Genomic DNA, 15,400 nt, shown 5'->3' on the forward strand with positions numbered 1-15,400 from the left:
TTTTTTTCTGTTCTTGATGCCATTTAATTTGAGATTTCTCTGTCATTTTGTTACAATGTAAGGAATATCTAATTAATAGGCAAATTAATGGTTTTTGCAATTAAAGGTAATTTTATTTCCCAAATTAATTCTTTTGTCATAAAATGAAAGTACAAGGATTATATTCTTTTTTACATTACTATAATTCTTTGGGAAATTGCTAAAAGCATTGTCTGCTGGGGGTATTTTGTCCCTTCAATATGGAAACGGAAGGGAGAGGTAAAGATGGAAATCGAAAGAATTAATGAGAATACAGTAAAGTTTTACATCTCTTATGGTGATATAGAAGAACGAGGCTTTGATCGTGAAGAAATTTGGTACAATCGGGAGCGAAGTGAAGAACTCTTTTGGGAGATGATGGATGAAGTCCATCATGAAGAAGAGTTTGTTGTGGAAGGACCTTTATGGATTCAAGTGCAGGCATTAGAAAAAGGGCTGGAGATTCTTGTAACAAAAGCACAGGTTTCAAAGGATGGACAAAAGTTTGAGCTTCCAATTCCAAATGATAAATTAAAGGATTTGCCTGTTGATGGCAATATTGAAGATATCTTGGATCATCATTTCAATCCAGGACATCGCGATGATGATGATGACCTTATACTTGAAGAAGAGGCTTTAGAGTTCTTAATTGCATTCAAAGATTTTGAAGACGTCATTATGTTGTCAAATCGAGGCGGACTTGATGATTTAATCACTGTATTGTACAACTTTGATAATAAATATTATTTATATACTGAGTTTCCTGAAGATTTGTTTGAAGAGGACGAAATTGATGATATCCTAAGTATCCTGTTAGAATATGGTTATGAAACACAGTTAACCATTCATCGTATTCAAGAGTATGGTAAAGAGATAATTGCTAAGAATGTGTTTGCTGAAATAAGAAAGCATTTCAAATAAACGTACCGATTTCGATTATTGAAATCGGTATTTTTTACATAGGTTAATTTCTTTTTGAGGGTGATGAGACTGAAAAACACAGTAAGGGTTGTATTGTTTGTACTTGTTCTATCCGTACTTATGTTTTTCCTTAAGGAGTATATACATGATGGGATATTTGGTTTTCTGAGTCTTTTAATAACGTTGTCTGTTATATTTATTTCATTCGTTATTTTTTTAGAGAATCGACATCCAACACAAACGATTACCTGGTTAGTTGTTTTGGGAAGCTTCCCACTAGTGGGTTTCTTTTTCTATTTACTTTTCGGAAGAAATTATCGTAAGGAGAAAATGTATCGGAAGAAATATTTTCTTGATAAACAAGCTTTTTTGAACGTGGAGGGTGAAAATGATCCGCGAAGTGAAGAAAAACTGGGATTAATGGCCGAGCACCAAGCAAGGCTATTTACTTTGGCACAAAAATTGGGGAACAGTCCAATTTCCTTTGATACCTCTACGAAGGTACTAACCAACGGTGAGGAAACCTTTCATCACATTATTGAGCAATTAAATAGAGCCAGGCATCACATCCATATCGAGTATTATATTGTCCGGGATGATCGGATTGGACAAGAAATTAAAGAAATATTAATTGAAAAGGCGGCAGAAGGGGTTGAAGTCCGATTCCTATACGACGCAGTAGGTTCTTGGAAATTATCCAAAAAGTATATCAACGATCTGAAAAACGCTGGAATAGAAACGGTGTGTTTCGGTCCTGTTAAACTGCCATTTTTAAATAATAAATTTAACTTCAGAAATCATCGAAAAATTATTGTAATTGATGGAATGATTGGGTTTGTCGGCGGACTAAATATCGGTGATGAATACTTAGGCAGGAATCAAACCTATGGCTACTGGCGAGACACCCATTTAATGTTAAGAGGGGAAGCCGTTCGCTCACTGCAGCTAATTTTTTTACAAGATTGGTATTATATGACCAATCATAGCTTCCTAACGGCAGAATATTTGTCTCCGCAAATAGATGAAAAAAATCATGGTGGAGTTCAGCTGATTGCCGGGGGTCCGGATAATGAATGGAGTGTTATAAAAAATATTTTTTTCTCGATGATTACATCAGCAAAAGAGTCCGTTTGGATTGCCTCACCATACTTTATCCCTGATGAGGATATTTTTTCAGCGATTAAAGTGGCTGCCCTGAGTGGGATTGATGTGAGATTGCTTGTACCTAACCGGCCTGACAAACGAATTGTCTTTCATGCCTCACGTTCCTATTTTCCAGAGCTATTGGAAGCAGGTGTAAAGGTTTATGAATATGGACGCGGGTTTATGCATAGTAAAATCGTAATTGTTGATCATGAACTTGCCTCGATAGGGACTTCAAATATGGATATGCGGAGCTTTCATTTGAATTTCGAGGTTAATGCTTTTTTATTTCGGACAAAAAGTACGCAAAAGCTAGTGGCAGAATATATTAACGACTTAGAATATGCAAAGGAGCTTGAATTAACCTCATTTAGGAAAAGGCATATTGGTTTGCGGATAATTGAGTCAACAGCAAGGTTACTATCACCGCTTCTTTAAGTTCACAAACTCGTCAAATTGGCGAGTTTTCTTTTTGGTTAAAACAGGATTTTTTGTAAGATACAACGAATGTAAGAAACAGAAGGAGGTTGAAATTATTTGTTAAATGCTAAAACAAGTTCAGGAACAACATTTAGTTTAGGTAATAATTATAGGAAGGAGTATCTTATGTCTCTTCGGAACATGGAAAAGTTTTTTTGTCCAGTCTGTGGAGAAGCAGTTTCTCTTAAATTAGGCAATCAACGAATTTACCATTTTTCTCATCGAAGCGGTACGGTTTGCAGGGATATCTATGAAAGTGAAACGATTTATCATATGGAAGGAAAGCTCCAGCTATACCAATGGCTTAAAGGTCAGCAAATCACTGCAGAATTAGAATATTTTGATCCGATCATCGGGCAGCGCCCGGATATCATGTTCCATTATGATGGAAACAAATATGCGTTGGAATATCAATGTTCACCCATAACGGAAGAAATATTTATCAAACGAACGGATTCCTACTATCAACAAAATTATATCCCCCTTTGGATTTTAGGCAGTAAGCATATAAAAGCAAAAAGGAGTAATATTTTCTCTTTATCAAACTTCCAATATTTCTTTTTAAGAGAAACTAAGGGCAGACAGGTGATACTTCCTTCTTATTGCCCCGAAGAAAAACAGTTTCAAATCCTCACTTCAATTCTTCCTTATTCAATAAAAAATACAATCGCAAATTCCCTCCATTTTTCTATCCAAAATGCCAGAATTGAAGAGATTTTAACACCCAGCTGGATAGCTTACCCAAGATTCTCTAAATGGTTAATTGAAAATGAGAGATCTACTATGAATTGGTCACTTCATCCTAGTCCCGACCAAAATCGTTTTCTTCGCGAGATTTATCTTCATAACCTCAACTTATATTTGCTTCCCCCAGAAATCGGTTTACCTGTTAATCATTCTCTTCTAATTCAAACACCTGCAATTGTCTGGCAAACCTATTTGTTTTTAGACGCCTTGGACAAATCACCCAATGATCTTATTAATCTGAAAGAGGTTGAAAGAAATTTTAACGATAGAATTAAAACCAAGGAGATCGTGTTAAGGGAATTGCCTCAGATTCCAAGAGAAACATTCTTTTTAGCGGTCAAAGAGTATTTTAATATATTAGAGAGACTTGGAGTCGTCATTAAAAGAAACGAAACGACGTATCAACTACAAAATAGGATTTACATCCCCAAATCAAATCGGGAAAAGGAAGAACGAAGGAGCGAATTTTTGCAAAAAAATAAGACCATCCTGGCAAAAACATAAATGAAATAGTACTTTAGGGCATAATATAATGGGTAAATCTTATTTATATTAAAGGAAATCGCATGAATAAAGGAGAATATTAAAAAGGGTAAATTTCTTTTCGTGATCCGAAGAAAATTGAATGGAGGAAGAAATATGGCAAATGAAGCTGCAGTAAAAGCATTGCCTGCAAGAAGCGAAATACCTGTTGAAGATACATGGAAATTAGAAGATATCTTTTCAAGTGACAAAGTATGGGAACAAGAGTTTCAAGAAGTTAAGAACCAGATTTCTGGGATTAAGGAGTTCGAAGGGAAACTTGGAGAGAGTGCTGATACACTATATAATGCCCTTCAATTTCAAGATAAGCTTCTTGAGAGAATTGGCAAGCTTTATACATACGCCCATATGCGCTATGACCAGGATACGACCAATTCCTTTTACCAGGGATTAGATGACAGAATGAAAAACCTTTACTCACAAGCGGGTAGTCAATTAGCATTCATTGTCCCTGAAATTCTCGCACTTGAAGAAAGTAAGGTGAATGGATTTTTAAATGAGAAAGCTGAATTAAAGCTTTATGAGCATTCTATTGAGGAAATTAACCTTCAAAGACCACATGTTTTGTCTGCCGAGCAGGAAGCCTTGTTAGCAGAAGCAAGTGAAGTGATGGATGCATCTAGTAATACCTTCGGGATGTTAAATAACGCTGATTTAAAATTCCCTACTGTTAAAGATGATAATGGTGAAGAGGTTGAAATTACTCATGGACGTTACATCCGGTTCCTTGAAAGTGGAAATCAAAGTGTCCGTCGAGACGCCTTTAAAGCCGTTTACGAAACTTATGGAAAGTTCCGAAATACCTTTGCCAGCACGATTAGCGGTAATGTGAAAAAAGATAATTTTAATGCAAGAATCAGAAAATATGACTCTGCAAGACATGCGGCACTTTCAGCCAATAATATTCCAGAAAGCGTCTATGATAATTTAGTTAACACCATAAACGATAATTTACATTTATTGCATCGCTACGTTAAACTACGGAAAAAAGTATTAGGTGTTAACGAATTGCATATGTACGATTTATATACACCCCTAGTAAAAGACGTTAAAATGGAGATCCCTTACAGACAGGCAGAAGAGCTAGTTGTAAAAGGGCTTGCTCCATTAGGGGAGGAGTATTCTCAAATCTTAAAAGAAGGATTTGAAAACCGCTGGGTAGATGTTCATGAGAATAAAGGAAAGCGCAGCGGAGCTTATTCTTCTGGAGCTTATGGCACCAATCCATATATTCTAATGAACTGGCAGGATAATGTAAATAACTTATTTACATTGGCGCATGAATTTGGCCATTCCGTTCACAGCTACTATACAAGAAAGAATCAGCCATACCCGTATGGAAACTATTCTATTTTTGTTGCTGAGGTAGCTTCAACCTGTAATGAAGCACTTTTAAATGATTACTTATTGAAAACGATTGATGATGAACAAAAAAGAATTTATTTATTAAATCATTATTTAGAAGGATTTAGAGGCACTGTATTCCGTCAAACCATGTTTGCTGAGTATGAGCATTTAATCCATCAAAAAGCCCAAAATAATGAGGCGCTGACAGCAGATTTATTAACGAGTGAATATTATGCATTAAACAAGAAGTATTTTGGTGAAGAGGATATTGTGATTGACGAAGAAATCGGCTTAGAATGGGCTAGAATTCCTCATTTCTATTACAATTATTATGTATATCAATATGCTACCGGGTTTAGTGCAGCTACTGCATTAAGTAAGCAAATATTAGAGGAAGGTGAGCCTGCTGTTAAACGCTATATCGATTTCTTAAGTTCTGGAAGCTCTGACTACCCAATTGAAGTTCTTAAGAAAGCCGGTGTAGATATGACTAGCGCTGACCCAATCAAAGATGCTTGTAAAGTATTTGAAGAGAAATTAAACGAATTAGAGCAGTTATTATCTTAATGGGGAAAGGGATGGTACCAAAAAGTACCATCCCTTTAAAAACCTCTAAATCTTTTTCTGTCATTCAAATAGAAAAGAAGAGTAAAGATCCCAATGAAAAATAGCGGAATGCTAATTAATAATGGGAATACCTTCATTAAGGCTAAAATGTGAAGAGAAAATCCACAAAAAATAAAAAGTATCATGAGGATAATAGGTAAACTTTTCATAATGCATTCCACCTTTTTGGGAAATAAACTTTCGAATTTAGGAATTGTCTAGCTACAGCGCCTAGGGACTCGGGGTCATAAGCCCCTGTGCAAGGCGCTTCCGCTTTTCTATATAGTTTATTGTCCAATTTAAGTTAATATGATTTTGACAATTATGTGAAATAACACACAATCACATTGTCAATGGGTTCTGCCACATGGTATATTCTATACGTGAAGTTAGTCACAACAAACATATACCCCTTTGTTTGACCGTGAAAAATTTCTCCCATCCCCTTTGTTCGTATAAATAGAAAAAGACCTTGCAGTTTGGCTGCAAGGTCTTTTCACATTCAAGAAGTCACTGCGATTGAATTAGTCTTCAACATACCGCCAAAATGTCCCATACTTTGCTGGAAGCTGTTCCACCTTTTGAAGTAAAAGCAGTTGTTTCATTTCCCGCTCTACTTGAGTGATTGTCATATTATAAACTACTGCGATTTCTTTAGAAGCTACCAGTTTAAAATACTCTAGAAATTTCTCTATAGGGGGCGGCTGATTTTTTTCAGGCTCTTCAGAGAGCATTTCTTCAAGAATTTGCACATAGACTTCATACGGGTATGGCCCAGTAATTTTAATACCTTCATCCTCGGCATTCTCGTTAAAAAATACCAGCGTTGGTATTTCTTGTACCTCCATCTCGGTGGTGATTTTTAAGTCACACTGGAATGCTTTAGCCGCGCTTTCAGAATGAAAATCAGATATGAACTCCTCTACATCTAATCCTGCATTTTTAGCACAGGATGTTAACACTTCAATATGGGAGATGTTTTGTTTATCAATAAAAAGTTTTTCTTGAAGCTTGCGAAGAAACCGTATACCCGCTCGCCTGCCCTGCAGCTCAGCTGCCTTTATTGCCACTGATGCTATATAAGGGGAAGCGACTGGATTTTCTAACCAAAGGCTTCCATCACAGGACATCCCTGACCTGCTTGCTGTCTTTTCCCATAATTCCGCAATTACTTCATAATTTTTCTTTTTGCTGACATTTAAATTTGCGATACGACCACTTAAAACATGTTTTATGGAAAAATATCTGCCATATTCAATGTGCAATTTTTTTAAGATAGGCTCAAGTGCCCAACACTCTGGGCATAAAGGATCAATGAACATATATATTTCAAGCGGCTTCTTGTCATAACTGGAGGAGTTTGGCTTTGAAGTGAACCCGGGATTACTCACGAATTTTCACCCGGTATCTCACTGTCATCAGGCATATTAATCATGTGCTGAGCAGTAAGATAGAGCCTAGAATAAAAATCATCCCTAAAAGGACCCTCTAAACCAGTCTTGTCCATCGCTTGGGCCATGCATGAAAGCCATGCTTTTGCACGAGCAGGAGTAATGGGAAAAGGCAAATGTCGTGCACGCATCATCGGATGACCATGCTCCTCTGTATAAAAAGGTGGTCCTCCCAAATATTGTGTTAGAAATTGCTTTTGTTTTCGGGCAATTTCTGAAAAATCATTTGGAAAGATTGGAGCAAGATCAGGATGTTGTGCAACTAGACCATAAAAAGTATCCACGAGGCGATGTAAAGTATCTTCGCCAAGGGCCTCATATGGAGTAGGCTTTTTCTCATTCATGTTGACAACTCCTTTAAATATGTTTGTATCTTTATTTTATCAATGCCAATTTCATATCTCAAATAAACCGCTTATAATTTTGCTGATAAAACCGAGCAATCTTATTTTGAGTTTTTCGTATAGGTATATCATATTGCTTGAGTAGTTCTTGGAATACAAGTTGCCCAGTTTGAAAATCTTCCACTTCATATTCAACCTCATAGTCTTCTTTTTTTAAATAAAAGCTATGATCCAATACAAGTAAACCTTCTTTGTAGGGGAATTCAGCCCTTTTGGTTGTGAGAGATCCAAAATATACAATTGTGTTAAAAGCTATTTTTAATTGTTCTATTCGTTCTTGAACGATTCCCTTAGGGAATATCTGGTGTTGAGTGGCGGCCTTGAACTCAATTGTTGATAACTGTTGTGTAGTTTCTAAAAGTCCAACAGCAGCCGGTTGTTTTAACGTTAATTCAAAGCGATTATTCTTTTCTCTGATTCTTAAGGCAGAACCTAAATTCTTTAATGCAAAATCAGGTGTGTCAAAGTAATGGTTTGATTGCTTGACAATATCTTTTCCCTCTACATTAAATGTCTTAAGAAGATTTTCATATTCGACTTTTGTAAGTAAATTCTTAAATTCAATTTCGATTGTCTCTGACATCAGGTCCATTCCTTTCCTAACATATATTTATTGTATCTTAGCTTTAAGATAAACCGCAATCTTGGGAGAAATGGATAGATTATGCTAAAATAAGGGAGTGAATAGTGGAGGTAAAAAGGATGAATAAAAGAATAACAATTACTAAAGCAAACTTTTCGGATAGTAAGTTATATTTACAAGCAAGTGAGTCCATTAGTGGGTTAAGCCCTGCAGAACAAATTCTTGTTGATTCTAAAGAATTTTCTTTTGTTTATTTAATGGAAAATCAAGAGGTTTATACATATATCGACATGAAAGAACCAATTTGGCCATTGTTAAAAAAAGTATTGGAACAACCAATTCCCGTGTGGATTCTTTTTGAGGATGAACAATTGGAATTAACTAATTTCTATGAGGAATTAACTGAACTAATAAACAACATAAGAGGCAATAGTAATTATGGTGCAGAAATGGTCACGAAAGTAGAAGAGATTTTTTAAACATATAATAGTTGTCATTGGGGTGGAATGATGAAGCATTGGGACCAGTTTTTAGCTCCATATAAACAGGCAGTGTCAGAGCTGAAAATAAAATTAAAAGGGATGAGAGGACAATTTGAGCTAGATTCCAGCCATTCACCTATTGAATTTGTGACGGGGAGAGTTAAGCCAATTGCAAGTATCCTTGATAAAGCAAATCAAAAAGGTATTCCACTAGATAGATTGGAAGAAGAAATGCAGGATATTGCTGGAATGAGAATCATGTGTCAATTTGTGGACGACATTCATCATGTTGTTAGCTTATTAAGAAATCGAAATGATCTTCAAATTGTTGAGGAAAGGGATTATATTTCACACAAAAAGACCAGTGGATATCGCTCTTACCATGTAGTTATCATGTATCCTGTCCAAACGATTCATGGAGAAAAAAGGATTCTTGCTGAAATACAAATAAGAACACTTGCGATGAACTTTTGGGCAACAATTGAACACACTTTAAGTTATAAATATAAAGGGATTTTCCCCACTGATATTCAAATGAGACTGCAGCGAGCTGCGGAAGCAGCATTTAGATTAGATGAAGAAATGTCATTAATTCGTGGTGAAATCCAAGAGGCACAAGCGTTTTTCACTAGAAATAAAGAGTTTAAACAAGAGGAGAAAAGCTGATAAAGCTTTTGTAAATCTCAGTACAAGGAGTATACGATGATGAAATTTGCCATTACATCCAAAGGAGATCAAAAGTCGAATATCTTAATGCACAAGATGAGAACGTATTTACTTGACTTTGATCTTGTTTACGACGAGGACCAGCCAGATATTGTCGTCTCAATAGGGGGCGACGGGACACTTCTATATGCTTTTCACCGCTACAGCAGCCGCTTGGATAAGACCGCTTTCGTAGGGATTCATACTGGCCATCTGGGTTTTTATGCAGACTGGACACCTGATGAAATTGAGAAGCTTGTCATTGCGATTGCCAAAACACCTTATCAGGTTGTTGAATATCCGTTAATTGAAGTAATCATCCGTTACCAGCATGCAGGTAAAGAATCCAGATATCTTGCACTAAATGAATCAACTGTCAAAAGTGTTGAAGGGACATTGGTTATGGATGTGGAAATACGCGGCCAGCACTTTGAACGGTTTCGAGGTGATGGTTTATGTGTTTCGACACCATCTGGCAGTACTGCTTATAATAAAGCACTTGGAGGCGCTATTATCCATCCATCGATATCGGCATTACAGGTTGCAGAGATGGCTTCAATAAATAATCGCGTGTTTCGAACGGTTGGATCACCGCTAATCCTGCCATCCCATCATACTTGTATGCTGAAACCGGTTAATAGGGTAGATTTCCAAGTAACGGTTGATCATCTTACTTTACTTCATAAGGATGTAAAATCAATTCAATTTAGGGTGCCAGATGAAAAAATTCGCTTTGCTCGGTTTCGTCCATTTCCTTTTTGGAAGAGGGTCCATGATTCATTTATATCGGATTCCGATTAATCCTATTAGCTGGAGGAAATAACATCATGATATCAGGTTTTCAACTTCAGTGGGAAGTGAGTAAACAGCAAGCAGGCCGAATGATTAGGGAATTCTTGAAAGAAGAAGAGATATCTCGAATTGCTCTAACGGATATAAAATATAATGGCGGGAAAATTCTGGTGAATGACATTGAAGTGAATGTTCGCTATATATTAAAAGAGGGTGAATTCTTAACCGTTATTTTTCCTCCTGAGAACCCAAGTGAAGGATCAGCAGGGGAAAAAATACCATTGGAGATTCTTTTTGAAGACCAATATTTACTGGTTGTTAACAAACCTGCTGGTATGAGCACCATTCCATCGAGAGAACATCCCACAGGAAGCCTTGCAAACGCTTTGGTAGGATACTATGAAGAAATTGGAATTAGAGCTACCTCTCATATTGTCACCCGTTTGGACCGAGATACTTCCGGGATAGTCTTAATTGCAAAGCATCGGCATGTTCATCATCTCCTTAGCAAACAACAGCAAAATGGTAATGTTAAAAGAACATATGAAGCACTTGCTGAGGGTAATCTTGCACTCGAAAAGGGTTCAATCGAGGAGCCGATTGGAAGAAAGCTAGACAGTATTATTGAAAGAGAGGTACGGAGTGACGGGCAATATTCATGCACCCATTACAAGGTACTTAAAAGGTATAAAGAGTTTACACACGTTGAATTACAGCTAAAGACTGGGCGGACACATCAAATTAGGGTTCACATGTCTTTTATTGGGCACCCTTTATTAGGAGATGACCTATACGGGGGGATTCAAACGCTCATTAATCGGCAGGCACTACATTGTAAAAAGATTCAATTCCCTCATCCATTTAGTGGCAAGGATATGAATTTCACGTCAAACCTTCCATTAGATATGTATGAATTAGTAAAGGCTGACTCCTAAAAAAGTCAGCCTTTTTGCGTTTTTTGGTGATTTCCTAGGAAATTTGTCGATGCTAATAGGATTATTTACCCTATTTTTAAGCAAAGTCTTTAAATTTTTCTTCTATGTATGGCATAGTAGAATCTACAGAAACTATTTCCAACTCCGGGTACCGAAGGGCAGTTAATTTACCGCCAAAAACAGCTCCAGTATCAATATTATAGGTATTATTAATAACTCTTGGTTCTCTTACGGGTGTGTGACCGTAAACGATTATAGATTTACCAGCATACTGCTTAGCCCAGTCTCTTCTTACAGGAGAACCATCAGGGTGTTTTTCACCAGTAATATCACCATAAAGGACAAACGTCTTCACTTTAGAGTTTGTTTTACCGATAAATTCTTCTTTTATCCCAGCGTGTGCAATAACTAGCTTATTTTCATCTAATACTAAGTGAAGAGGCGATGTATCATAAAGTTCAATGAACTTCCTTTTAATGGATTGCTGTTCTTTTCGTGGCAGTGATTTGAATTCTGCTGCCGTTGTTTCGAGTCCGTGGGTTTCTTGAACTTTGTTCCCTAGAAAGTAACGATATAGTTTATTGCAATGGTTTCCGGGTGTGTAAAATGCCCTTTTCTGCTCTATTACAAGTCGCCATACTATTTCGGCAACCTTGAGAGAAGAGGGACCGCGATCAGTTAAATCGCCAACAAAACCTAACTGTCTGTTTTCGGGATGAGACGGGATTCCATCACTCCAGTGGTAACCCAATTTCTTAGTTAATGCTTCAAATTCTGGCAAGCAGCCATGTATATCTCCTATGATATCAATTTTCATGGAATATTCCCCCTTATATTTATTTTTTGTTTGTTTCGTGATTTTTATAAATAGAAATGAAGGAGGCCATTTATGGAACAGCATGCTTCTGTAATATCTTTACTGGTGGTAGTGACGGTTGCTTTTGTAACCCCCATTATACTGCACCGATTAAAATTAAATTATATCCCCGTTGTAGTTGCAGAAATTATTATGGGACTTGTGATTGGGAAAAGCGGCTTCAATGTAGTTCATGAAGATATGTGGTTATCAACACTCTCGACACTTGGCTTTATTTTTCTCATGTTTCTTAGTGGATTAGAAATTGATTTTACTGCCTTCACAGGAGGGAAGAAACAAAATACACTGCCAAATGGTAAAAAGGAACCGAACACTTTCTTGGTCTCAGCTATCATCTTTATTGGCATATTTATTTTTTCACTTGTTTTGTCCTATTTGTTCGTATTTGCAGGTTTTATAGACAATGCCTTTTTAATGACACTTATTATATCAACCATATCTCTAGGTGTCGTTGTACCAACATTAAAAGAAGCACATTTAATGAAATCAAACATTGGACAAATCATTTTGTTAGTTGCAGTCGTGGCTGATTTAGTTACCATGATCCTTTTGGCCATTTTTGTGTCTATTTATGATCCAGGTCAGGGGAATACATGGCTTCTGCTTATATTGTTTGCTGCTGGTGTTGTTTTGTATTTTGTTGGTAAACGTTTTAAAAATCGTCCCTTGCTTGAATCAATGTCAAAAGGGACTGTACAAATCGGCACCCGTGCTGTATTTACGCTCATAATAGTATTAGTGGGACTTTCAGAGACTGTTGGGGCAGAGAACATTTTAGGGGCTTTCCTAGCAGGGGTACTTGTCTCTCTCCTTTCTCCAAATCAGGAGCTAGTCCATAAACTAGATTCCTTCGGCTATGGATTCTTAATACCAATCTTTTTTGTAATGGTTGGGGTTGAGTTAGATATATGGTCTCTCTTTGCGAATAAAAAACTATTGCTATTAATTCCATTATTATTATTGGGACTTTTACTTTCAAAGCTTGTCCCGGTTTATTTACTGAAAATCTGGTACGATAAAAAGACTGTACTTGCTTCGGGTTTTTTACTTACATCCACTCTATCCTTAGTAATAGCTGCAGCAACGATTGGAGAGCGTATGAAGGTTATTACACCGGAGATGAGTGGAACCCTTATTCTCGTTGCCGTTATCACCTCCATTTTTACGCCAATAGCCTTTAAGAAATTGTTCCCAAAAGAAGTGGCTGCAGATCCAAAGGTAAGGATTGCATTTTTAGGTGCAAACCAAGTTACACTACCTGTTTCAAGGGAATTAAAATCAGGTTTATATGAACCAACTCTATATCATACAAAAATGGAGAAATCAGATAAACTAATCTCTAATTCATTATTTGATATCGTTGAGATTTTTGATTATTCTTTGGAGACAATTGAAAAGAATAAGATTTTTCAAACGGAAATTGTCGTCATTTCTACAGGCAAGGATCAGACAAATGCTAATTTGGCTTTGAAGGCTAAGGAAATGGGTGTTTCCAGGGTAATTGCTCGAATTGAAAGTCCCGAATTTGAGCAAAGTCTGAGAGAAAATGAAATTGAAGTTTTCTCATCCTTTATGTCAACAAAAACTTTGTTGCGGGCATTAATTGAAGCACCAAGTGTAATGAACATTTTAACCAATCAAGAAACCTCACTATTTGAAATTAGAATGCAAAATGAACAGTACGACGGGATGACTCTAAGGAGGTTCCCATTTACTGGGGATGTTATTTTTGTTCGAATATTTCGGGGGAAGGACTCTATTGTACCCCATGGTGATACTGAGTTGCTCTTAAATGATCGTTTAATTGTGACTGGGTCAAAAGAGTATGTTGATGAGCTAAAGAGGGAATTAGAATTCTAAGGATGAATAGCCTTATGAAAGCTGATACTTTTCATTTGTTCGTAAATAGTGTAAACTTAGTACCAAGTACTAGTAACTAATATAATGCATGGAGTGGGAGGACTTTTTCTATATGAATCTTTCTTTAACTGGAAAAACATATGTAGTAATGGGGGTAGCAAATAAACGTAGTATCGCATGGGGAATTGCACGTTCGCTTCATAATGCTGGCGCACGGTTAGTTTTTACTTATGCAGGGGAAAGACTTGAAGGGAATGTCCGAGAACTAGCGGAATCGTTAGAAGCGGAAGGGACCTTAGTTCTTCCATGTGATGTAACAAATGATGAAGAAGTAGCGAAATGCTTTGCTGCAATTAAAGAAACAGTAGGGACGATACATGGAGTTGCACATTGTATTGCTTTTGCGAACAAAGAAGAGCTAAAAGGCGAATATTTAAATACTACAAGAGAAGGTTTCTTATTAGCGCATAATATCAGTTCCTATTCTTTAACTGCTGTGGCTAAGGAAGCAAGAGGGTTAATGGCAGAAGGCGGCAGTATTGTTACCTTAACATACCTTGGAGGAGAGCGTGCATTACCAAACTATAATGTTATGGGTGTAGCTAAAGCTTCTCTAGATGCCAGCGTTCGCTATCTTGCAGCTGATTTAGGGAAAGATGGAATTCGTGTGAATTCAGTCTCAGCTGGTCCAATTCGAACGTTATCAGCTAAAGGTGTAGGCGATTTTAACGAAATTACAAGAGTTGTCGAAGAAAGAGCTCCGCTAAGAAGAGCCACAACAACTGAAGAAGTTGGCGATACTGCTTTATTCCTTTTTAGTGATCTTTCACGAGGAATCACCGGGGAAAATATACATGTGGATTCAGGTTATCACATTTTATAATTGTAATGCCCGCTAATTTAATTAGCGGGCTTTTCTATGTATATTTTTTAAGAACGGCAATAGGCAAACTGCATACATATAGAGTGTAGGGCTAGGTAAATGGAGGTGAATTGGATGGAGAAAAAGACAAAGCGTGGACCGTTACTTTACGTCTCACAGACTTTTCTAGATACACCTGTAAAAAATATGCAGGAAGTTTTTACAAACAGGCAGGAGGTTCAGCTGCCAATTGAAGAACCAGAGCTTGAGGAAGAAAGCAACAAGAAAAAGTTCTTTGAGGTTTCACTGGCTAAGACAGAAATACCTAAAGAGTCAAAAGAAAAAGAAGTGAAACAGGACCACAATATTCAAAAAGAAAAACCCCGTACATTTAACAAAGTAAAAGGCTTTAGAGAAATGGACCTTATGGAGCGGTTAGAATACCTAGAAAACTTCCCTAAAGCATTGCCGTCAGTTCCTTGCGTCTTTTATACCGAAGAAAAAAATTTACAAGGATATTTAGTTGCATACAATGAACAGGATGTAACGATTCGCTTTCCAAATCAAACAACTGAGACTATATCTTTAAAAAATTTAAAAGATGTCATGATGATAGGCATAAAGAGGTAAACAAAAAAAGCCAG

At 36.8% G+C, this 15,400-nt stretch carries 15 protein-coding genes; 11 read left to right on the top strand and 4 right to left on the bottom strand.

From position 1 onward, the window contains the following. The first annotated feature begins 264 nt into the window (after positions 1-264). From mecA to pepF, 4 genes are all read left to right on the top strand, one after another. A complete protein-coding gene (gene mecA, locus MLOOGBEN_RS11125; RefSeq protein ID WP_179158324.1) occupies positions 265-939 on the top strand; it encodes an adaptor protein MecA in 675 nt (224 codons plus the stop codon). Between the two features lie 69 nt (positions 940-1,008). Then, entirely contained in the window at positions 1,009-2,520 is a 1,512-nt protein-coding gene (gene cls, locus MLOOGBEN_RS11130) for a cardiolipin synthase (protein ID WP_179158490.1), read from the top strand. Positions 2,521-2,619: 99 nt separating this feature from the next. Next, positions 2,620-3,813, top strand: a complete 1,194-nt coding sequence (locus MLOOGBEN_RS11135) for a competence protein CoiA (RefSeq protein ID WP_179158325.1) — start codon at positions 2,620-2,622, stop codon at positions 3,811-3,813. A gap of 135 nt (positions 3,814-3,948) precedes the next feature. Next, the gene (pepF, locus tag MLOOGBEN_RS11140; RefSeq protein WP_179158326.1) at positions 3,949-5,766 is read left to right on the top strand and encodes an oligoendopeptidase F; all 1,818 of its coding nucleotides are present in this window, start codon (positions 3,949-3,951) and stop codon (positions 5,764-5,766) included. A 563-nt stretch (positions 5,767-6,329) separates the two neighbouring features. Here pepF and MLOOGBEN_RS11145 read toward each other — a convergent pair. Genes MLOOGBEN_RS11145 through MLOOGBEN_RS11155 form a run of 3 tightly spaced genes read right to left on the bottom strand, consistent with a single transcriptional unit; the run spans position 6,330 to position 8,243 of the window. After that, positions 6,330-7,196: a ClpXP adapter SpxH family protein gene (locus MLOOGBEN_RS11145; RefSeq protein WP_368737776.1), complete on the bottom strand. Its 867-nt coding sequence runs from the start codon at positions 7,194-7,196 to the stop codon at positions 6,330-6,332. After that, positions 7,193-7,600: a globin domain-containing protein gene (locus tag MLOOGBEN_RS11150; protein ID WP_179158327.1), complete on the bottom strand. Its 408-nt coding sequence runs from the start codon at positions 7,598-7,600 to the stop codon at positions 7,193-7,195. Before MLOOGBEN_RS11150 ends, MLOOGBEN_RS11145 begins: the two co-directional genes overlap by 4 nt. Positions 7,601-7,658: 58 nt before the next feature. Beyond that, entirely contained in the window at positions 7,659-8,243 is a 585-nt protein-coding gene (locus MLOOGBEN_RS11155; protein ID WP_179158328.1) for a CYTH domain-containing protein, read from the bottom strand. A 119-nt stretch (positions 8,244-8,362) separates the two neighbouring features. Between MLOOGBEN_RS11155 and MLOOGBEN_RS11160 the strand changes: the two genes are divergently transcribed. Genes MLOOGBEN_RS11160 through MLOOGBEN_RS11175 form a run of 4 tightly spaced genes read left to right on the top strand, consistent with a single transcriptional unit; the run spans position 8,363 to position 11,157 of the window. Beyond that, positions 8,363-8,722 (top strand): UPF0738 family protein, encoded by a 360-nt coding sequence (locus MLOOGBEN_RS11160; protein ID WP_179158329.1) that lies wholly within the window; start codon positions 8,363-8,365, stop codon positions 8,720-8,722. 30 nt (positions 8,723-8,752) lie between these two features. Further along, complete coding sequence (gene yjbM / locus MLOOGBEN_RS11165) at positions 8,753-9,391, top strand: GTP diphosphokinase (protein WP_179158330.1); 639 nt, start codon at positions 8,753-8,755, stop codon at positions 9,389-9,391. Positions 9,392-9,430: 39 nt separating this feature from the next. Further along, the gene (locus MLOOGBEN_RS11170; protein ID WP_179158331.1) at positions 9,431-10,231 is read left to right on the top strand and encodes an NAD kinase; all 801 of its coding nucleotides are present in this window, start codon (positions 9,431-9,433) and stop codon (positions 10,229-10,231) included. 26 nt (positions 10,232-10,257) lie between these two features. Next, complete coding sequence (locus tag MLOOGBEN_RS11175) at positions 10,258-11,157, top strand: RluA family pseudouridine synthase (RefSeq protein WP_179158332.1); 900 nt, start codon at positions 10,258-10,260, stop codon at positions 11,155-11,157. A gap of 76 nt (positions 11,158-11,233) precedes the next feature. Here MLOOGBEN_RS11175 and prpE read toward each other — a convergent pair whose 3' ends face one another. Further along, a complete protein-coding gene (gene prpE / locus MLOOGBEN_RS11180) occupies positions 11,234-11,974 on the bottom strand; it encodes a bis(5'-nucleosyl)-tetraphosphatase PrpE (protein WP_179158333.1) in 741 nt (246 codons plus the stop codon). Between the two features lie 72 nt (positions 11,975-12,046). Here prpE and MLOOGBEN_RS11185 point away from each other — a divergent pair, with 72 nt between their 5' ends. The 3 genes from MLOOGBEN_RS11185 (at position 12,047) to MLOOGBEN_RS11195 (ending at position 15,386) form a co-directional block, all read left to right on the top strand. Then, positions 12,047-13,894: a monovalent cation:proton antiporter family protein gene (locus MLOOGBEN_RS11185; RefSeq protein WP_179158334.1), complete on the top strand. Its 1,848-nt coding sequence runs from the start codon at positions 12,047-12,049 to the stop codon at positions 13,892-13,894. 112 nt (positions 13,895-14,006) lie between these two features. After that, complete coding sequence (gene fabI, locus MLOOGBEN_RS11190; RefSeq protein ID WP_179158335.1) at positions 14,007-14,777, top strand: enoyl-ACP reductase FabI; 771 nt, start codon at positions 14,007-14,009, stop codon at positions 14,775-14,777. A 114-nt stretch (positions 14,778-14,891) separates the two neighbouring features. Next, complete coding sequence (locus MLOOGBEN_RS11195) at positions 14,892-15,386, top strand: CotO family spore coat protein (RefSeq protein WP_179158336.1); 495 nt, start codon at positions 14,892-14,894, stop codon at positions 15,384-15,386. The last annotated feature ends 14 nt before the right edge of the window (positions 15,387-15,400 follow it).

The sequence above is a fragment of the Bacillus sp. EB106-08-02-XG196 genome, assembly GCF_013396335.1.
Lineage (GTDB): Bacteria > Bacillota > Bacilli > Bacillales > Cytobacillaceae > Neobacillus.